Here is a 20,696-nt window from a genome sequence, read left to right on the forward strand (position 1 = left end):
CTAGCTCATAAACCGGTCTTTATCGTCCAGGCTGAATGCGGCAAACGGCGGCTGGCGGGTATCATCCATCCCCGGCTCAAAGCCGTACAGCGCGCGCATATCCTCATTCAGCTTGTCGGTCAGATAGGTCATCTTAATATCCATCGGGCAGGCGCGCTCACAGGCGCCGCAGCTCACGCAGCGGCCCGCCTGGTGAAAGGCGCGCACCAGATGCCAGGCCTGCGTTCCCGAAGCGGCCGTGGTGCTTTCCGCCCAGCGCGGTGCGGTGTGATCCACAAAACACTCCGCGCAGTAGCACATTGGGCAGGCTTCACGACAGGCATAACAGCGAATACAGCGCTCAGCCTCATGGGTGAAGAAAGCATAGCGCTCTGCCCCGCTCAAGGCCTCAAAGGCGTCAATTGGCTGCCGTGCCCGCGCCGGGTCTCCCTCTGACAGCGGCTCGCCCAGCATCACGTCCGCGTTGACCGGGTTGGGGTGAAGGCAGCGCGCGCAGGAATCGTGCAGCAGCTCCTCGCGGGGTAAAGAGACCTCTCCCTGGCGGGTCATCACACGCACAACACCATCATCTTCTTGCGCCGAGAGGATATTCTCACCCGCCCGCAGTTCCACTTTGCGCCAGTCCACAATTCCCTGGCAGGGCACACCAATCAGATACAGGCTCTCGCGGCTGCGCTGATGTTCCACCAGCAGGGCGTGCGCCGCCCGGCTCTCACAGCCGCGCGCCACCAGGCCGATGCGGGTGGTTTTGGGGTAACGGTTCAAAAAAGTGGCCAGATTGTTCTGACAGAAACCGTTGAAAACCAGTTTTTCTGCCTCATCCGCCCGCCGAATAAAGGCCGGCTGCGGCTTGAGGGGTGTTGATTCGCTTTCAAAGCCAATCACCACATCCACAATCTTTTCCGCCAGCAGGCGGGCGGCTTCTTGCCGGATGGCGTCTTGCAGGTTGCTCATGCCAGCCCTCCTTCTTTCAGCGGCGCGCGGGTCTTCATGCGCTCAGACGGGCCCATTTCCACCAATCGTGCTTCCATATCGGCCAGCTCTTGTTGAATGCGCCCGCGTTCCTGCACATCCAGCCAGGCAAAATGCACGCGCCCTTCTTCCAACCCTGCGTATTCCAAAAAATTCGCGAACTCGTCCAACTGCCGGCGCGCGCCCAGATTGCCCTCTTTGAAATGGCACATCTCGGGTTTACAGCCGCTCACCAAAACACCATCGGCGCCGCCTTGCAGCGCGTTCAGAATATACAGTGGGCTGATGCGCCCGGTGCAGGGCACTTTTACCAGGCGCACATTGCGGGGGCGCTGGGTATCCACCCATTTCTGGTCTGCCTCCGAGAAAAGGCACCACTGGCATTGAAACAAAACAATGCGCGGTTTCCAGGTTGAGGTCATGGCGTCACCTCCGCGGTGGGATTTAACCAGCGCCACAAACCGGTCATCAAGGCGTCATCCGAAAAGTCTTCTTCGATGCCTATGGAAGTCGAGCGGCAAACCGCACCGCAAAGCCCGCAGGCCATGCATTTACCCGCGTCCACCTGCGCCACCGTGATCATGCCGCGGTTGGGCACTTTTTTCTCTGCCAGTTGAATGGCCTCATAGGGGCAGGCTTCTGCGCACAAACCGCAAGCCACACAGGTCTGCTCATTCACTCTGGCTGTTTTCACCGGCGAGGTCTTTCCGCTCTGTTTAGCCAGCTCGCGCACCGCCAGAATAACCCCCGAAATATGGATCTTCTGCGGGCAAGCCGGGTAGCACAAATCACAAGCCGTGCACAACCAGGTGGTTACATCGCTGAACGCATCTTTGTCCAAACCCAATACCGCCTTGCGGATCAACCGCCGCGGATTGTAATTGGGGTCAGACTTTTGCTGCACCATGCACTTGCTCACGCAGGTTCCGCAGGAGTAGCACATCTCCAGATATTCACCGCCGGGGATGGAGCGCACATGGTCGGCAAAGGATTCCTTTACGGCATGGCTCACTTCGCCACCTCCTTCTGATTCAACAGAGATACGATCACCAGATCGGAGTATTTATCGGCTTCATCTACTCGCGGTGCTTCACGCAAGCGGCGCGAGCGCTGTTCCATGGTGGGGCGCTGCTCTTCAATTTCATGCAGCAGATCCTCGCGCGGTATACTGTCGAGCGTTTTTTGCATCTCATTCAACACCGCCGAATATTTATCGCCTTCGGCCGCGCTGATCCATTCCACGCGGAAGCGCCCCGGCGTCATACCCATCTTTTCAAACTGTTTGATCATCCGCTCGGCGCGCGCCGCGCCCACCCGCTGACCGGTAATGTAGTGGCAGTCTTGCGGGTGGCAGCCCGAATACAGCACCGCTCCGGCCCCCAGGCGGAAGGCCTCATAGATAAAGTCGGTATCCATACGCGCCGAACACATCACGCGAATACCGCGCTCGTTGGCGGTGTATTCAAAGTGGCTGGTGCCCGCCAGGTCTGCGCCGCCATAAGAACACCAGTGGCAGCGGAAGGCTAAAATCTTTTCTTCGGGCTTCTTAGCCAGCAGCGCGCGGAGCTGCGCCAGCACCTGCGCGTCGGTAAAGTGCAGTTGGGTAATGGCATTGTGCGGACATTCGGCCACGCAGGCGCCGCAGCCGTGGCACTTGGCGGTAATCACTTCGGCCGCCTTACCCTGCTCATAAATAATCGCGCCGTACGGGCAAGCTTTCTCGCACATGCCGCACTTCTTGCCGTCCGCGCTCACGCAGCGGTCTTCCCACACCATCGCTACGGTTGGCTCAATTTCCCATTCATCGGCGTGCAAAATACGCCCGGCGCGCGCCGCCGCCGCCGAACCCTGCGCCACCGAAGATGGAATGTCTTTGACTCCCTGGCAGGCCCCCGCCAGGAACACACCGTCGGTGGGGCTGTCCATGGGGCGCAGCTTGGGATGGTATTCCATAAACCACCCGCCCGGGCTTTGCGAAATATTCAGCAGCGAGCTCATCACATTGACGTCTTGCTGTGGAATGGCCGCCTGGTTGAGCATCACCATGTCGTATTCCAGCTCGGTTACCCGCCCCAGGGCAAGGTCTTCGGCATGCACAAACAGGTTGCCCGTATTGGGGTCTTCGGTGATCATGCTGGGGCGGCCTTGAACGAAACGCACGCCCATCTCTCGCGCCCGGTCGTAGAACTCTTCGTAGCCCTTGGAAGGGGTGCGAATGTCCATGTAATAGATGGTCACATCCATCTCCGGGTCCATCTGCTTGAGCAGCACCGCGTTCTTGATGCTGTACATACAGCAGAAATTGGAGCAGTAGGGATAGAAACGCTTATCGCGCGAGCCCACGCAGTTGATGAAAGCTAGCTTTTTGGGCACTTTCTGGTCGCTGGGCCGCACCACTTTTCCGCGGGTGGGGCCGGCCGAGTTGTTCAGCCGCTCCATCTCCATCGCGGTGATCACGTTGGGGAAGCGCCCATAGCCGTACTCTGGGATCAAAGAAGGATCAAAATGATCGTAGCCGGTGGCCATGATGATCGCCCCCACATCATGCCAGCTCAGTTGATCTTCCATGCCAAAGTCAATCGCCTCCAGCTTACCGCAGGCATCCACGCACTTGTAGCAGTGAATGCAGGCATCCATGTCGATATTGTAAACCAGCGGCACCGACTGGCTCATCGGCACATAGGCCGCCTTGCGAGGCGACAGATTCATCTCAAAGTAGTTGGGAACTTCAATCGGACAGGCCTTCGTACACTCGCCGCAGCCATTGCAGCGATCGGCCCGCACATATTTGGCTTTCTCACGCAGTTGAACCTGGAAGTTACCAACGAACCCTTCAACCCGCTCAACTTCGGTGTAAGCCCGGATGTCAATTTTGGGGTGACGCGCCGCGTCAACCATTTTGGGTGCGAGAATTCATATACTACAGTCCATCGTCGGGAAGGTCTTGTTCAACTGCGCCATGGTCCCGCCGATGGTCGGCTGCTTCTCTACCAAAATGGTTTCAATTCCCTGGTCTGCCAGGTCCAATGCCGCGCTGATCCCCGCTACGCCGGCCCCAATCACCATCGCCTTCTTGGTAACCGGCACTTTGATCATGTCCAGCGGGGTCAAGAAGCTGGCTTTGGCAATCGCCGCCGCGGTCAGGTCTTTAGCCTTTTCCAGCGCGCCGGCCGGGTCGTGCCCGTGCGCCCAAGTGCACTGCTCGCGGATGTTGGCCATCTCCATCAGGAAAGGATTTAACCCGGCTTCTTGCACCGCCGCGCGGAAGGTAGGCTCATGCATGCGCACCGAACAGGCCGACACAACCACCCGGTTCAGGTTGTATTTCTTAATATCTTCTTTGATTAACCGTTGGCCGCTGTCTGCGCAGGCATAATGAGTATCAACCGCTCGCACGACCCCCGGAATTTTACTGACATAATCCGTAACCGCCACAGGGTCAATCACGCCAGCGATATTACTGCCGCAGTGGCAAACATAAACCCCAACTCTTAATTCTTCATCTCCAGGCTGTTCAGTCATCTTGTTGATTTTCCTCCTGAGGTCGTTCCGCATCCATATCGCTAACACCCATGCGGTAACCCGAAAATTTCAACCGAAAAACCTGCCACAGTAGAATAACGCCTCGCCGCGGCAGGTTTTCTATCTTAACCCGGGCAACTCAAACAGATCACTTGCCTAACACTTCTTTCACCGCCAGCTTGCGCCGCGCTTTCTGTGCCAGTTGGTCTGCAGTTACCAGTTCCAGCGCTTCTTTGGGGCACCAGATCACACACTGCGGGCCGCCTTCCACATCCTCGCACTGGTCGCAGATTTCCGCCAACTTGCTGGCCGGGTCAATGGAAATGGCCCCAAAATCACAGGCCACCACGCACCAGGCGCAGCCGTCGCATTTGGAATTGTCCACATGAATAATGCCGGTATCCTTGTCCTGAATCAGCGCGTCACGCGGGCAGGCAATCACGCAAGGGGCATCTTCGCAGGTGCGGCAGGCCACCGCCGTGATCAGAATCTCTTCGGCTCGCACCGTGCGGATGCGGCTGTGGTAGGTGTTAAACTCTCCCGTTTTGGTATACGAACAAATATATTCACACAACTGGCAGCCAACACACAATTCAGGATCACAGGTAATAAACTTAAACTTCGAGGATGAAGTTGTCATAATCCATTTCCTCCTAAACACCAATCTCTTCGGCAACATCCGCCATATCAAGATCGATCAGCACTTGCTTGGGGATCAATCCGTCTGGGGTCCATCCTTTGGCCTTGTAATACAGATCTTTCATGTATTCCAGCTCATCCACACTGACCACATGCCCGGCAGAAGCTCCCCTGGTCATCGGGTCGTGGTGCCAGCGGTACGGAAGCACATCATCCGATCTCTTCCAGCCTTCACGAATATTAAAGGCTTTCTTAATCGTATGCGTAATCGAGCCAATCCGATCCACCGCGTCATAATCGAAATTCCAACCCGTGGTGGCGTTGATCAAATTTGCGATGCTTGGCCACGCCCCTGCCCGGTCTGCTTTGCCTGTAAAGCAGCGGCGGATGAATTTGCACATCGGCAGCGAATCATAAACCGCCGCGTATTCCTCGTTCTCTTTGGCCAGCTCACCCCGGCGGTCATCCACGCTGAAGCGGTCCACTTCACCCTGAATGTCGGGGTCATACGCCGCCGAACGGTTGTGGCACGGTCCGCGCGTGCCCACAGCCACGCCCACAGCAAAGGTCTTCAGCCCGCGCGCGTCATAACCAGGGGTTTCCAAACCTTTCGATTGCATGGCCCATTTGTAGGTCTCAGTGCCGTGCTCCGCGTCAAATTTCTCGCTGGCTTTGCGCGAGCCCAACGCCAGCAGATCGCCAATCCCCTCGCGCTCTACAATCATCTCGCACAGGGTAACAATCTCTTCTGAGGCGCCAAAATACGGCTCAAAACCTTCGGGGTACTTCTTGCACTTGAAATCTTCTTTCTTCAAAAGGCCGCGTTCAAACGTCTCAATCGCCCAGCTCATCGTCACCGGCGTGCTCATCGCGTCCATGCCGTGCTCATCACAAATATCAATAATCTTGATCGCCGCGGCCAGGTCGCTGATGCCCAGGTTCGAGCTGGCGGCCTGCAAACATTCATAATCGATGCCGGTCATTGCGCCAGCGAACGGGCCTTCTTTTACCACTGAATACGGCTCGCAAGCGATGGGACACTGCGCGCAGGCCAGCATTTTCTCTCGAAAATGTTCGCCCAAGTATTCACCGCTGACTGTCTCTGCCCCTTCAAAGGTGCCTTCCTGATAATTGCGGGTGGGCAGCAGGCCCAGGCGGTCCATATTCAACACGTTGGTTGAAGTGCCATAAATACGGTATTTCTTGGTATGCGGACCCTGCGCTTCTTGCGAAATTTTGTAAGAAAGCTCCAGAAGCTTCTTTGGATCGTGGACGGTTACCCCGTGCGTGCCGCGCACCGAGAGCGCCTTAAGCTTCTTAGAACCCCACACCGCGCCGTGGCCGGTGCGCCCCGCCTGGCGGCCGTCGTTGGTCACACAGGCTGTCAGCACCAGGTTTTCGCCTGCTTTTCCAATGGTGGCCGAGCGCACCTGGTCGTCGCCCAATTCTTCGCGGATGGCTTCCTCGGTTTCAAAGGTGGTTTTACCCAGCAGGTGATCGGCCTTGCGGAAAGAAACCCGGTCATCATCAATGAACACGTTCACCCATTCCTGGCTCGATCCGTGGATCACCACGCCATCCCATTTCGCGCGCTTCAACGCGATGGCAAACCAGCTTCCCGAAAGGCTGTCGCCCATAAATCCCGTCAGCGGCGATTTACTGGCAATGCCATATTTGCCACCGACCGGCACCGGCGTTCCGGTAAAAATACCATTGGCAATGCAAATTGGGTTTCCTGGCGAAAGCGGATCGCAGCCCACTTCGATATTCTCCCATAACAACCGGGCCGCCATGCCAATACCGCCGATATACGTTCTATACCAGCTCTCCGGCTTCTGCTCAACCCAAGACTTCCGTTTGGTCAGGTCGATATGCAGAATCTTTCCACTATATCCAAACATACATCCTCCTCCAAGCAAGTGGTTCTGGAATGCTTCTCATTCAAATGACTGTTTAATTGGGACTCCAAAAACCCTCAATCCGGTACTCAACAATCAACCCATAAAAAACCGCAGAAGACCGCGGCTATTTCTTCCTATCCGCCAGCCAGAATGGACATGACCAACAGCAGATCGCCGTCAGCTGGTTGTTGGTGAAATTGTTCAGAGCGGATCATTTGCTGACCGTTACGGCTAATCACATTGGACTCGATAAAAGTATCACCCGATTCGTGGATGACTTCTCCAACTAAGGTCGGATACATCTCGGATAACAGGCGCGTAACATCATGGTAAGTCGCCTGCTCGCTTACTTTAATTGGGAATTTTCGAATACCCGTAACATTCCTGGCAACACCTAAAAACTCAATCATTAAATTTTTCACAGTGAACCCTCACAAGAAAAAAACCGGTGAGTGCTACCGAATCGATGAAAGGAGCAGTGTTGTATTCCAATTGTATTGTTGCATAATTTTTTTGAAGATTCAACCATTCTGCCCCGTTCTATGAAGAAAGGTGATGTTTTTCCCAACAGAAATATTACAAATTGCCATATGTCACTATGTTCCCCTTTTTTGTAAACTTTGAATTTCTCAGAAACAAACAAACTCATCCAACCTTTCGTGGGTCAGATGAGTGGTCTCCCCTCAAACGATTCAGCCAGCCTCAGTTTTGACCTCTGTAAAATTGAGCAGCGATCCGGCGCGATTCTTGCGTGTCGCGCGCCGATCTCACCTCTTCCGCCAGCGGCTTCACCATGCTGGTGGTCAATTTTCGAATATAGGCCTTTGCCTTGGGGATCGAACCGGGATTCATGCTCAACTCATCCACCCCCAGCCCAATCAATACCGGCAGGGCTTCCAGATCGCCGGCCAGCTCACCGCACACCCCCACCCATTTGCCAGCGCGATGGGCGTTGTCGCACACCTCGGCGATTAATTGAACCACAGCCGGGTGCAGCCCGTCCGCATACCCCGAAAGCTGCGGGTTACCACGCTCTGCTGCCAGCGTGTATTGGGTCAGGTCGTTTGTGCCAATGCTGAAGAAATCTACCTCAGGGGCCAGAATCCCGCTCAATACCGCCGCGGAAGGAATCTCTACCATTATGCCCACTTCCATCGGCCAGCGGTGACCAATGCCTTCGGCTTCCAACTCCTGGTGCGCGGCCTCCAGTGCCTGTTTGGCCGCCTCAAGCTCCCATAAACTGGCAATCATCGGGAACATAATCCGGTAGCGGTATGCTTGACTTGCCCGCAGAATGGCGCGCAGCTGCGCATTGAACAGGCCTTTTTCCTTTAACATCAAGCGGGTGGCGCGAACTCCCAGAAACGGGTTAGCCTCTTGCGGCAGTTGAAGATACGGCACTTCTTTGTCTCCGCCAATATCCAGCGTGCGTACAATAATCGGCCGGTCTCCCATTTCTTTGCCAATTTCAACCAGCTGCTGGTACTGCTCTTCTTCATTGGGCGCCGAATTTCTGGCGAGGAAAAGGAACTCGGTGCGCAGCAGCCCCACCCCCTCAGCGCCGTTTTTCACCGCCGTGCGGGCATCTGCCGCCGAGCCGATATTAGCCACCACTTCAACCCGCTTGCCGTCTTGCATCTGCGCCAGCGCAGCGCTGGCCTGCAGCAGTTCCTGGCGTTCTTTCAGCCAGGCCGCGCGCTGTAGCTGGTAATCGTTCAGCACCTGCGCGTCTGGGTCTACCCAAAAAATCCCTTTGAACCCATCCACCACCACCATTGTCCCTTCGGGTGTGTTCTGAAGGCGCGCGTCGACCCCGGCCAGAGCGGGAATGCCCAGCGCGCGCGCCAGAATGGCCGAGTGCGAGGTGGGCCCGCCCAATACGGTAACCATGCCCAGTACTTTTTCCAGGTTTAATTGCGATGTTTCAAAGGGGGTCAGGTCCTCGGCAAAGAGAACCACCGGTTGGTCAAAGCTCAAAATCTTCTGCGAAGACGCGCCCAGCAGCTCCACCAGAACCTGGTCACCCACGCTGCGCACGTCCACCGCTCGCTGCTGCAGATATTCGTCGTCCAACTGCCGGTACGACTCGAAAATCTGGCGGATGCTGTCATCCCAGGCCGCCTCCGCATTTAACTGCTGGTTGTGGATCAGATTCTTCACACCGCTTTGCAGGTCCGGGTCCTGCAAAATCAGCAGGTGAGCGTCAAAAATCTCGGCTTCGTTTTTCCCCACGCGCCGTTCCAGATCGTTGCGCTGCGCCAGAATATCTTTTTCCACCTTCGCCATAGCAGCTTTTAAGCGTTCTAATTCGGCTGGCGCGTCTTCAACCCTTCGCCGGGGAACTTCGATGGCTGCCTTGTGGAAAAACGCAATCGGGCCTGCCGCAATGCCTTCGCAGATTTTGACCGCCGGGTGCGCCCGCTGGTCGGCAGGCAGTTCAAGCGGGGTGGCTTGCGGCCTGGCCGCCTTTTTGGGTTTTTCTTCTTCTCCGGCTTCTCCAAACCCGGCCGCGGTAATTTCCTGCAGAGCCTTCAAGGCCTCGGCAGCCTGCGGCCCCGTGGCGCTGATGCGCACAACATGGCCCCCCACCGCGCCCAGGGTGGCGACGGCGTTCAAACTGCGGGCAGAAACCGGGCCTTTGCCGGTGGTCAGGTTGAGAACGCGCACATCGGCGTCGAATTGGCTGGCCAGTTTCACAAAATGCGCCGCCGGCCGGGCATGCAGCCCGTGCGGGTTGATCAACTGCACGTCTGCGCTTAATCCTTCAGCAGCTTCTCCCGCGGCAGCGGCCATCTCGGTCGTCAGCTCACCGGCTGGTTGGTACCCCAACTGCTCCTGCTTGGGCTGCAGCGCGGCTAAGGCTTCTTGGTAAACCGTTTCCAGATCGCTGCCCAAGCTGGCCTGCACGCTGGCAGCCACAGAACCTTCAATCAGCGGCGCCGGGCAAACCCGGATGTTTTCTTTCATTTCATCGGGCAAAAATTCCAACGCCATCTCAGTGCTAAGAATCGCGCTGCCCAAATCCATTAAGATCAGCACCCCGTCGGGCGTGTATACCTCCTGGATCGCTTCCAGAATTTGCACCGCATCAGTTCCAAATTCATCACGGTTATCGCCCACACCCCCGGTAGGGACGATCCGCACGTCTTCAGAACTCATTTGCTTTGCCAGACCGGTAACCGCCTCCGCAAGATTTCGGCTGTGTGAAACAAGCACCAGATTTACCATACAGCCCGCCCGCCTTTCAATCCAAAATCAATGTATTAACGTAATAATTTCCGAAACCATTGCATACCATAGAAAATGAGCCACAGGCTGCCCCCAAAGCCCAACCCCCACAACAAAGCTTCCCAGAAACCCAGGGAAGGCTCTAATTGCCATGTAATGTACCCCGCCGTAATCAGACTGAGGATCAGCAGCCACTTCATCCCAGCTGATCGCTCAATCCAGGGTTCTCCGATCTTTAATTGTTTTTCCAGGCTTTCTTCCTGCTTGCGAGACCCAGCCTGAGATTTGTTTTTTTTGGAATTGCTCAAGGTAAGTATCCTCACAACACAATCATAGAAAAAGAAACAGGTAGCAAAAGGGGCGGCGGAACCGCCGCCCCTTGGCTTGCTGTAACTCGCCAGATTACTCGATCCAGTCGAAGGTGCGGGTAACGGCTTTCTTCCAGCCTTTGTAAATCGCTTCGCGGGTATCCGCGTTCATTTGCGGTTTCCACTCGCGATCCTTGCCCCAGTTGGCGCGCAGATCTTCCACCTGTGCCCAGAAGCCAACGGCCAGGCCAGCCGCGTAAGCGGCGCCCAGAGCAGTCGTCTCGGCAACGGTCGGGCGGATCACCGGCACACCCAGGATGTCGGCCTGGAATTGCATCAGCAATTCGTTGAAGACCATACCACCATCCACTTTCAGGGCGGTCAGTTCCACACCAGAGTCCTTGTTCATCGCGTCCAAAACTTCGCGAGTCTGGTAGGCGGTCGCCTCGAGGGCGGCGCGGGCAATGTGGCCGCGGGTAACATAGCGGGTCATGCCCACAATCACGCCGCGAGCATCGCTCTTCCAATACGGAGCGAACAGACCCGAGAACGCCGGCACAAAGTAAATGCCGCCAGCATCGTCAACAGTCTTGGCCAGGGCTTCAATATCAGACGATTTTTCAATCATCTTCAAGTTGTCGCGCAGCCACTGTACCAACGCGCCGGTGATGGCGATGGAGCCTTCCAGAGCGTACACAGCGGGCTGATCGCCAATCTTGTAACCGAGGGTGGTCAGCAGACCATTCTTCGACTGCACAGCGCGGGTGCCGGTGTTGAGCAGCATGAAGCAGCCGGTACCGTAGGTGTTCTTCGCCTCGCCAACGCTGTAGCAGGTCTGCCCAAACAGAGCGGCTTGCTGGTCACCCAGGTCACCGGCCACAGGCACGCCCGCCACGCCGGTGTTGGCCGCATGGCCGTACACAGCCGAAGAGGGCATAATCTTGGGCAGCATCGCGCGCGGCACACCCATGATCTTGAGGATTTCTTCGTCCCATTCCAGGGTTTCCAGGTTCATCAGCATGGTGCGCGAAGCGTTGGAAACGTCCGTCACATGCACGCCACCCTTCGGGCCGCCGGTCAGGTTCCAAATTACCCAGGTATCCATATTGCCGAAGAGCACTTCGCCCTTCTCAGCTTTTTCGCGGACACCCGGCACATTCGCCAGAATCCAGGCGATTTTCGGGCCAGAGAAATAGGTGGCCAGAGGCAGACCTACTTTGGTTCGGAAGCGATCCTGACCGCCATCTTTGGCCAGTTCGTTGCAAATGGTATCGGTTCGGGTATCCTGCCACACAATCGCGTTGTAAACCGGCTTGCCGGTCGCTTTTTCCCACACAACGGTGGTCTCGCGCTGGTTGGTAATACCAATCGCGGCGATGTCCTTCGGATCGATGCTGGCTTTCTTGAGGGCGCCTTCAATCACTTCCTGCGTGCGCTCCCAAACTTCCATCGGGTTGTGCTCAACCCAACCTGGCTTGGGGTAAATCTGCTCGTGTTCTTTCTGATCAACCGCGACCACTTTACCGCTGTGATCGAAGATCATAAACCGGGTGCTGGTCGTTCCTTGATCTACAGCTGCTGCATATTTCGCCATTTGTGCATCTCCTTATTCTGAATTTGTGGTAGATTGAACCAATTGTCAACTACTTGGAGGAATTACTCCAGGTTTTCATCGCGGTTTCCAGCAACAGGAATGAAGACGTTGCGCCAGGGTCTTGATGACCCGCGCTGCGCTCACCCAAATAACTGGCCCGCCCCTTCCTGGCTACAAGCGGGATGGTGGCTTTCATACCCTCTTCTGCCGCAGTGGTGGACCGCTTCAGGCCTTCCGATAGGGAGACTTTTTCAGCAACCGACTGCTTCAGTGCGTCCACAGCCGGAGACAAAGCGTCGATCATGGTTTTATCGCCAAGCGAAGCCTTGCCGCGATTGACAATTCCTGCCGTCGCTGCTTCAAGCGCATCAGCCCAATCTTCCAGTTCAATTTCCATTTTCCCGGCCAGTTTGCTGCCGGCCTGAATAAAGAACGTTGCGTACAGCGGGCCGCCAGCGCCGCCCACCGTCGAGAGCAGTGTCATCCCGGTTTGTTTGAAAATTGTGCCGATATCCGCGTCTTCCATCCCAGGCATTTTCGCCAACACAGCCTGGAAACCACGGTGCATGTTCGCGCCATGGTCAGCATCGCCAATAGCCGAATCGAGTTCGGTCAAATAATCTTTATTGTCGGCGATAACTTGAATAAAAGCCTTCAGCCAAGCCAATACTTGATCACGGGTAATAGCCATACCATACTCCTCATGGTTGAGGGACTGATGGTGTTGACCACCAGCCCCTCAAACCGGTTTAATTTAGATTCCCCAGCGCAGGCCAGGTGTAAGGACTGGAGCATCCCACAGTTTCAGCATTTCCTCGTCAACCTTGAGCAAGGTGATCGAGGTTCCTGCCATTTCCAGACTGGTGATGTAGGGTCCAATCAGGTTGCGAACAACCTTAATGCCGTTCTTCTCGCAGATTTCATGGGCTTTGCGGAAGACAAGATATTGCTCAATCAAAGGCGTACCGCCCAACCCGTTGACAAACAGGATCACTTCGTCGCCGGCTTTGTAGGGGATATCCTTGAGGATCGGCTCCATCAGCATTTCAACGATCTCATCAACCGGCTGCAGTTTCATGCGCTTGCGGCCAGGTTCGCCGTGAATGCCAATCCCAATTTCCATCTCGTCTTCTGGCAGATCGAAGGTGGGTTTTCCGGCATGCGGAACGGTGCAGGAAGTCAACGCCATGCCCATTGTGCGGCCCAGACTGTTGATTTTGCGACCCAACTCAGCCACTTCCTTGAGAGAGTAGCCGGCTTCCGCCGCTGCGCCCACGATCTTCTCCAATACCACGGTCAGGCCCACACCACGACGGCCAGCCGTCCACAGGCTGTCTTGCACAGCCACATCATCATCCACCAGCACCGATTCCACTTCGATTCCTTCTGCGCGAGCCAGATCGGCCGCCATTTCGAAGTTCATTACATCACCGGTGTAGTTCTTGACAATGTGCAGAACGCCTTTGCCGCCATCTACAGCCTTGGTGGCTTCCAACATTTGGTCAGGAGTCGGGCTGGTGAAAACTGCCCCTGGGCAGGCTGCGTCCAGCATGCCTTTTCCGACGAAACCACCGTGCATGGGCTCATGTCCGCTGCCGCCGCCCGAGATGATACCCACTTTGCCTTTCACCGGCGCGTCAGCGCGCACGATGTAGTTGGGATCAAAGTGAACTTTCACCAGGTCGGGGTGTGCCAGAGCAATACCCTGCAACTCTTCAACTACAACATCTTCTGGTTTGTTGATCAACTTCTTCATACTGGATTTACCTTCCCTAATTTCTTCCTGCTGACAATCAAATCACCAGGCTTAACAAACAGGTTATTTCTGAGGCAGGTTAGCGGTGACGAACAGATCGTAGGTCGCGGCGCCCAAAATACCACCCACAACGGGCATCAGAACGGGGGCGATCAGCCAGTAGAAACCGGCGTCAAAGAGGCCTTTGGTTCCAACCAACGCACCGAAGATGCGGGGGCCGAGGTCACGAGCGGGGTTGATCGAATAGCCGCTGGGGCCACCGAGAGACAGACCAACTGCCAGAACCGTGAAGCCGACAATGAACACACCCAGGTTATTGCCCAGGCCCATGTTCTTGGAGTCGCCGCTGGCCAGGATACCCCACAGCAGCACTGCGGTGCCAACGATTTCAGCGATAGAGGCGGTAACCAGAGAGTAACCACCCGTCGAACCCGAGCTGGCCGCACCCCAGAAAGTGGTGCCGAACACAGAACCGGGGCCGGTGCTCCACACATTCGGCATACCAGCGGCTACGAGGCCGTCGCGGTACACAAGGAAGACACCCAGAGCGCCCAAGAAAGCACCCACGAACTGGGCCAGGATGAACGGAACTACTTTGCCCCACGGGAAGCCGCGTTTGACAGCCAACGCAATGGTGACAGCCGGATTCAGGTGCGCGCCAGAAACGCCGCCCGAAATGTAGACCGCGATGATGACCGCGAACGCCCATCCGATGGTGATGGTGTTCCAGTTATAGGCAGTTCCAGCCAGGCGGGGCGCAAGGCCCACATTGGCTACCACGCCATCGCCCAACAGCAAGAGGACGAAGGTACCGAATACTTCACCAACTAACTCGCTCATCAATCCTTTTTCTTTCATTGTGGCTCATCTCCTTAAGGTTTTTTATGGAAAACAAAACAAATGATGTGATCGAAAGGGTCTATTCAATTGAACAAAACACTTTTCTTTATTCCCTCTTTGCACCTCCTCCCAATTTTTTTCCGTCAGAGTGAGGTCGCTCCTCCTCGCTCACCCACATTCGATGGAAATAATTGCTTTTTTAATCTCACATCTCTGAAGAGATGGTCGCACCTTGGTAGGGGCCGCCCGATGAGATGTGTTAAGAGAACACAAATACACACCCCAGCCATTCCAATAATAGAGGGCAGCAGAAGAAAATTCGATTGTGCACTACTCTTTACTTTTTTTGCAATAAATATTGAGCGCCACACCAACAATAAAGTTATCCTCCCCGCTTTGCGCCCAATCTCCAGGCGAATACCACATTCGGCTTCACCGTATTGTTAAAATTTGATTAATAAACACTTATCATCATTATAGGCATATCTTTTGCGCTTGTCAAACCACTTGAGTTTTTTGTTCAATAGTGAAACACTACCATTTACAAACCGTTTCATTTTGAAACAGTCATATCAGGCTCGACGCAGATCACGCGGCGATAGCCGGAAAACCTTCAACTTTCGCCACAAAGTGGTGCGGCTGATCCCCAATATTTGTGCCATTTGCGATTGATTCCCTTTGCACATCCGCGCCGTCCGCAAAATCAGCTCCAGTTCCATCTCCTCCAGCGGCTGAACCTGGCTCTCAGACATCGGAGCGCCCACCAGCTCTTCGCTTGGGTAAAACATAAACTCCGGCAGATGCATGGGGCCGATATAGCCGCCTTCACCAGCAAACGCCGCCGCGCGCTCCAGCACAATTTCCAGTTCCTGAATGTTACCCGGCCAGTTATACCGCTGCAGCACATCCATCATTCCCGGCGCCAGTTCTAGCGAATGATTCAATTGTTTTTCCAGGCGCGTTAAAATCCGTTCCACCAGCAGCGGAATGTCTTCGGGCTGCTCACGCAAAGGCGGCAGTTTGATCTCAAACACGCTGATGCGGTAGTACAGGTCCGAGCGGAAGATGCCCCTCGCCACCAGTTTTTCCATATTCGCGGAAGTAGAAGCGATGATCCGCGTATCGACCGGAAAAGGACGCGAGCCGCCCAGCCGCTGGACAATATTCAATTCGAGTACATTCAACAGCGCGGCCTGCGCCTCCAACGGCAGCAGGTCCAGGTCTTGAATAAACAGCGATCCACCGCGCGCTAATTCAAATTTACTGGGCTGCCCGGCGCGGTGGATGGTACGCTCGCCTTCTTCCTCATATCCGAACAGCTCCACTGCCAGCATTTCGTTGGAGTAGGCGGAACAGGGGAAAGTAACAAAGGGGTTTTCTTTGCGCCGGCCTTCGTTGTGTATGGCACCCGCCAGAATGGTTTTACCCGTGCCTCCCTCGCCGCGAATCAGCACCGCCCCATCCGCGTCAGCGCAAATACGCACCTGCCGGCGGATCTCTTGCATGCGCGGTGATTCACCAATGAAACTATCCAATGTGGCTGAGCTGTAAGCCCCATACTGGCTGATCACCAGTTTGCGCACGGCTTTTTCTGCCCGCAAAATCAGAATCACAAACTGCACCTGGTCGTTGTGAACAATAAAACGCAAACTTAAGATTGAATCGATTTGCTGGTTCTCTACCGCAAACGCCGCTTCAACATCCGTTACCGGTTGGCGCTGCGCAATCGCCTCTTGAATGAACGACGGAAACTTGATGAACTCGGTGTAGGAACGGCCCAGGGCGTGCTGCGCGGAGATGTGAATCAGTTCCTGGGCGGAATCATTGATATGGATCAAGATGCCTTCATCATTCCACACCAAAATGCTCTCCGAAATGGCGCTTAAAATCTTGTTCAACTGAGCCAGCTGCCCTTTTTGTTCGGCTAGCAGCAAATCGGATTGCCGTTGGCTTTCAATCACCTTGGCGCCCATGTTAACCAGAGCGAGGCCATTCAGGTTGGGAATATGATGATAATGTATGAGACAAATTGTGCCCAGCGGCATCCCCCCCAGATCAAAAATGGGCGCGGCGTATTCATCCAGTGTGTGAAACTGCTTGAGAAAATGCTCGTACCCGCGAACAGCGCTGGGAAACCGCTCCAGAATGGCCATGGAAACCGAGTTGGTGCCAATGGTCTCCTCCGAAAACTGCCCGCCGGGCGTCATACCCAGCGCGGCCAGCTCGCGAATCACATCGCTGTGCCCCACCACTTCCAGCACATACCCGGCATTATTGGTCAGGAAAATGGCGCTCTGGGTATGCTCCAGAAACTGAAAAATCTCCTCCATCACCGGGCGCGCCAGCGAGATGAGGTTGAAGTTGGCCAATTGGGTGGAAAGCAAATGATATGCGCTCAACTGCTGCAAGCGCACGTGTTGAAACGGTTCAAGGCGCAGGCGTGATCGCTGCCAGGAAGTGGCGATATTTCGGGGAACGCCATCCAAAACGCGCTGGGAATGCACAAACGCTTCCCAGGCCGCGCGCTGATCGACAGGACTCAAACATACCTCCTGTGCGTTGGAGACAAAGAGGGCAAGCGTGGAGATTCTCATCTCCACGCCCGCCTGGCTTGAACAGATAGAGCTTAATTATTTTACTTTAGGTAGAGAGCGGCTCGCAACTACCGGAATACCGGTTCCCAGAGCATTTTCTAACACAACCTGGCCCATTTCTACGGGCGCTTGCACTTCAACCTTTCGCAGCTCAGCCAGCAGTTCGTGGATTTGCCGCTTGGGAATGGCGCTCTGGGTATAGACCGGCACCAGCGGATGCACAGCGCCTTTGACCTTAACGGTTGAGGCAACCATGCGGCGCGGGTCATGAATTTCCCTTTCAGCGTATTCATAACCCTGCTTGCAAGAAGCGCCTTCCACCTTCACGATGGTTTCACCACTCATCGATACATCCAAAGAACAGCCTTTGGGACAGGCTATGCAAATCAATTTTTTAACAGTTTCTTCTGGCATTTTTATCTCCTTCCCGGCTATCGGGTAACAACCTGAACCGTAAGGCGGTCGGTATTGCGAATGGCGTCAAAATCTTTGGGTTTTAACGTAACCGTTACCATTTCACCAGGGCGCACATAGCGCTCACCGCGCCGGGTGATCAGATTTTCGCCATCATGCACTTCCACCCACACCGGTTCTTCCATGGGCTGGCGCACGCGCATTTGCAGTTTAATGGGCTCATCCTGCAAACTTTCCTTTTCAATGCGGTGCGGCACCACATAGCGGATGTTGTTCCCCGCCAGCAAACCGATCGACTGCGCGGCCTTCTTCTTCTGAGACACCGCGAACTTGCCGGCGCCGTCTCCAGCCGCAAAACCGGCTTCGGTTACCCAGTCGACCAGGTCGTACACATGCACCACATTCCCCGCCGCGAAAATACCCGGAACATTGGTCTGGAAGGTTTCGTCTACATACGGCCCGCCGGTTACCGGGTCAATCTGCACACCTGCCATGCGCGACAGCTCATTTTCTGGAATCAGGCCCACCGAGAGCAGCAAGGTGTCGCAGGGAATAATTTCTTCCGACCCTGGCACCATATTCCACTTGTCATCTACGCGCACCGCTTCAATCGCTTCGACCCGATCATTGCCGATGATGCGTTTAATCGTGTGCTGAAGCTGCAGGGGAATATCATAGTCTTGTAGACACTGCACAAAGTTTCGCGTCAGGCCGGTGAGGAAGGGCATAATTTCCAGCACCCGCTCTACTTTCGCGCCTTCAAAGGTCAGGCGGCGCGCCATGATCATGCCAATGTCGCCCGAACCCAGGATGACATACTTCTTGCCGGGCATAAAACCTTCCACGTTGGTAAAGCGCTGCGCCGTGCCAGCCGTGTACACACCTGCCGGGCGCGTCCCTGGCAGGCGAATCTGCGAGCGGGTGCGCTCGCGGCAGCCCATTGCCAGCACAATCGCGCGCGCTTGAATCACCTTAAAACCGTAGGTTTTACTGGAAACATAGATCTTGCGGTGCGGGGTTACATCCAGCACCATCGTATCCAGCATGGTTTCCACACCCAGCGACAGGGCTTCGTTGATAAAGCGCTGCGCGTATCCGGGGCCGGGCAGGTCCTCCTTGAAGATTTCCACGCCAAAACCATTGTGAATACACTGCAGCAAAATACCACCTAATTCCACATCGCGCTCAATGATCAGCACATCGTCCGCGCCGGCTTTCTTGGCCGAAATCGCGGCAGCCAACCCGCCCGGACCACTACCAATCACTACTACATCATACAGGTCTTTGATTGCCATCTTAACCCTCCACGTCCTTTGTAGTCCGGAACAAGAATTCAGAGCCGGGGCCCTTCTTGGTAATCTCTAGCGGGGAGACACCCAACTCTTGAGCCAGCAGTTGAACCACGCGCGGGGTGTCAAAGCCAGCCTGGCAGCGCCCGGTACCGCACCAGGTGCGGCGCTTGATCGCGTCATAAGTGCGCGCCGGAAGCGGGGCGTGGATCTCCGCCAGGATTTCTCCCTCGGTTACGTTCTCACAGCGGCAAATCACGCGCCCGTAGGCAGGGTCGCGTTCCACCAGCAGCTGCCGGTCCTGGTTGGACAAATCGCGGAAGCGCGGGCGAGCCATGCGCACCGGCTCCCATTCGCGTTTTTCAGGAGGCAATGCTTTGGCGTCTTTCAGCAGTTCCACCACTTCCAATGCAATCGCCGGGGAAGAGACCAGCCCAGGCGATTCAATCCCGCCCAGGTTAACAAACCCCTGCACTTCTTCCGGAATCTCAATGATGAAATCATGGTTGTAATTAAGGGAAGGATCGCGGCTCGGTCCGTTCCCATAAGCGCGGTTTCCGGCGAAGGTGGCAATCACATGCGATTTCTTCAAACCGGGAACCAGCTTCATCGCGCCTTCCCAAATCTCGTCCATTCCTTCGGTGGTAACCGATTTGTCTTCTTTATCTTCATGAACCACCGCGTTTGGACCAATGATCGTGTTTCCGTGCACCGTCGTGGTGACCATGATGCCTTTGCCCTTATCACTGGGGGTGGGGAAGATCACATTATCAATGGTAATTTCCGCGCGATCCAGCACAAAATACTCGCCGCGGCGCGGTTTAATCTTGAAATCGGGGCGAATTCCGGCTTTATGCATGACCACATCAGAATACAGACCGGCGCAGTTGATCGCCCACTTGCATTTGAAATCACCGCGGTTGGTTTTCATCCCAACGATTCGTTTTCCGTCAAAGATGAAATCTTGAAACTCGGTTTCAACCATCACGGTTACGCCATTCATAATCGCGTTTTCGGCCGCGGCCACCGTGATCTGGAACGGATCGCAAACCCCGCCGGTGGACGCCCACAGCGCGCCCGACACATTGGGGTTGATGTTCTTCTCGCGCCGGCGAACTTCAGCGCCAGGGAGCAAGATCATGCCCGGCACGCCGTTCTTTTTGCCTTGCTCCATCAAAACTTCCAGGGCGGGCAGCTCATCATCACCAACAGCCACCACATAATCGCCCCGGCGGTCAAAGGCAAAATTCAACTCGCCCGCCAATTGGTCGAACATTTTATTGCCAAGCACGTTCATCTTGGCTTTCAGGCTACCAGGCACAGGGTCATAGCCGGCATGCACAATGGCCGTATTGGCAGCGGTGGTGCCCATGGCCACATCCGCCTGTTTTTCAATCAACAATACGTCCCACTGGTAGCGCGACAACCAGCGGGCGACCATGGTGCCTACAACCCCGCCTCCGATGATAATCACATCAAATTCTTTTTGCACAGTTCCCTCCATATATTCCAAAAAAATCGCATCCGAGCAGATTATTGGTTTCAAAACTGATTTGGGCAAAAACTCCGGCGTCTTTCTTTCGACTCGCTTTCTCTTCTCCTCTCAGTTTTCTCATCATAGAAATGGCTTTGCCCAACA

At 55.3% G+C, this 20,696-nt stretch carries 17 protein-coding genes and 1 pseudogene; all 18 read right to left on the bottom strand.

Features of this window, described 5'->3' with window-relative positions; genetic code table 11:
- The 18 genes and pseudogenes from ADN00_RS04495 to ADN00_RS04580 all read right to left on the bottom strand — a co-directional run bounded on the left by ADN00_RS04495 (window position 1) and on the right by ADN00_RS04580 (window position 20,549).
- Entirely contained in the window at window positions 1-954 is a 954-nt protein-coding gene (locus ADN00_RS04495; RefSeq protein WP_075061751.1) for a 4Fe-4S binding protein, read from the bottom strand.
- Window positions 951-1,394, bottom strand: coding sequence for a hydrogenase iron-sulfur subunit (locus ADN00_RS04500; RefSeq protein ID WP_075061752.1), 444 nt, complete (start codon window positions 1,392-1,394; stop codon window positions 951-953). The genes ADN00_RS04495 and ADN00_RS04500 overlap by 4 nt, the downstream gene beginning before the upstream one ends.
- A complete protein-coding gene (locus ADN00_RS04505) occupies window positions 1,391-1,984 on the bottom strand; it encodes a 4Fe-4S dicluster domain-containing protein (protein WP_075061753.1) in 594 nt (197 codons plus the stop codon). Before ADN00_RS04505 ends, ADN00_RS04500 begins: the two co-directional genes overlap by 4 nt.
- Window positions 1,981-2,550 (bottom strand): hydrogenase iron-sulfur subunit, encoded by a 570-nt coding sequence (locus tag ADN00_RS20515; protein ID WP_407944713.1) that lies wholly within the window; start codon window positions 2,548-2,550, stop codon window positions 1,981-1,983. Before ADN00_RS20515 ends, ADN00_RS04505 begins: the two co-directional genes overlap by 4 nt.
- Window positions 2,524-4,494: pseudogene (locus ADN00_RS20520) on the bottom strand (FAD-dependent oxidoreductase); the annotation flags it as partial. The pseudogene ADN00_RS20520 and the gene ADN00_RS20515, both read right to left, overlap by 27 nt.
- 148 nt (window positions 4,495-4,642) lie before the next feature.
- Window positions 4,643-5,134 carry a 4Fe-4S dicluster domain-containing protein gene (locus ADN00_RS04520; protein ID WP_075061756.1) on the bottom strand — a complete coding sequence of 164 codons (492 nt, stop codon included), beginning with the start codon at window positions 5,132-5,134 and terminating at the stop codon, window positions 4,643-4,645.
- 13 nt (window positions 5,135-5,147) lie between these two features.
- On the bottom strand, window positions 5,148-7,034 hold the full coding sequence (locus ADN00_RS04525; RefSeq protein WP_075061757.1) for an aldehyde ferredoxin oxidoreductase family protein: 1,887 nt from the start codon (window positions 7,032-7,034) through the stop codon (window positions 5,148-5,150).
- Between the two features lie 134 nt (window positions 7,035-7,168).
- The gene (locus tag ADN00_RS04530) at window positions 7,169-7,456 is read right to left on the bottom strand and encodes a MoaD/ThiS family protein (RefSeq protein ID WP_152966257.1); all 288 of its coding nucleotides are present in this window, start codon (window positions 7,454-7,456) and stop codon (window positions 7,169-7,171) included.
- Window positions 7,457-7,736: 280 nt separating this feature from the next.
- A complete protein-coding gene (gene ptsP, locus ADN00_RS04535) occupies window positions 7,737-10,262 on the bottom strand; it encodes a phosphoenolpyruvate--protein phosphotransferase (RefSeq protein WP_075061759.1) in 2,526 nt (841 codons plus the stop codon).
- Between the two features lie 35 nt (window positions 10,263-10,297).
- Complete coding sequence (locus tag ADN00_RS19960) at window positions 10,298-10,570, bottom strand: hypothetical protein (RefSeq protein ID WP_075061760.1); 273 nt, start codon at window positions 10,568-10,570, stop codon at window positions 10,298-10,300.
- 94 nt (window positions 10,571-10,664) lie between these two features.
- On the bottom strand, window positions 10,665-12,164 hold the full coding sequence (gene glpK / locus ADN00_RS04545) for a glycerol kinase GlpK (protein ID WP_075061761.1): 1,500 nt from the start codon (window positions 12,162-12,164) through the stop codon (window positions 10,665-10,667).
- 49 nt (window positions 12,165-12,213) lie between these two features.
- Window positions 12,214-12,855 (bottom strand): dihydroxyacetone kinase subunit DhaL, encoded by a 642-nt coding sequence (dhaL, locus tag ADN00_RS04550; protein WP_075061762.1) that lies wholly within the window; start codon window positions 12,853-12,855, stop codon window positions 12,214-12,216.
- A gap of 63 nt (window positions 12,856-12,918) precedes the next feature.
- Window positions 12,919-13,920, bottom strand: coding sequence for a dihydroxyacetone kinase subunit DhaK (gene dhaK / locus ADN00_RS04555; RefSeq protein WP_075061763.1), 1,002 nt, complete (start codon window positions 13,918-13,920; stop codon window positions 12,919-12,921).
- 63 nt (window positions 13,921-13,983) lie between these two features.
- Window positions 13,984-14,778, bottom strand: a complete 795-nt coding sequence (locus tag ADN00_RS04560) for an MIP/aquaporin family protein (RefSeq protein WP_075061764.1) — start codon at window positions 14,776-14,778, stop codon at window positions 13,984-13,986.
- Between the two features lie 554 nt (window positions 14,779-15,332).
- Window positions 15,333-17,303, bottom strand: a complete 1,971-nt coding sequence (locus ADN00_RS04565; protein WP_075061765.1) for a sigma-54-dependent Fis family transcriptional regulator — start codon at window positions 17,301-17,303, stop codon at window positions 15,333-15,335.
- Between the two features lie 87 nt (window positions 17,304-17,390).
- The gene (locus tag ADN00_RS04570) at window positions 17,391-17,768 is read right to left on the bottom strand and encodes a DUF1667 domain-containing protein (protein ID WP_075061766.1); all 378 of its coding nucleotides are present in this window, start codon (window positions 17,766-17,768) and stop codon (window positions 17,391-17,393) included.
- 17 nt (window positions 17,769-17,785) lie between these two features.
- Window positions 17,786-19,063, bottom strand: coding sequence for an NAD(P)/FAD-dependent oxidoreductase (locus ADN00_RS04575; RefSeq protein ID WP_075061767.1), 1,278 nt, complete (start codon window positions 19,061-19,063; stop codon window positions 17,786-17,788).
- Between the two features lies 1 nt (window position 19,064).
- On the bottom strand, window positions 19,065-20,549 hold the full coding sequence (locus ADN00_RS04580) for an NAD(P)/FAD-dependent oxidoreductase (RefSeq protein WP_201781140.1): 1,485 nt from the start codon (window positions 20,547-20,549) through the stop codon (window positions 19,065-19,067).
- Between the last annotated feature and the right edge of the window lie 147 nt (window positions 20,550-20,696).

It is taken from the genome of Ornatilinea apprima, from assembly GCF_001306115.1.
Taxonomy (GTDB): Bacteria; Chloroflexota; Anaerolineae; order Anaerolineales; family Anaerolineaceae; genus Ornatilinea; species Ornatilinea apprima.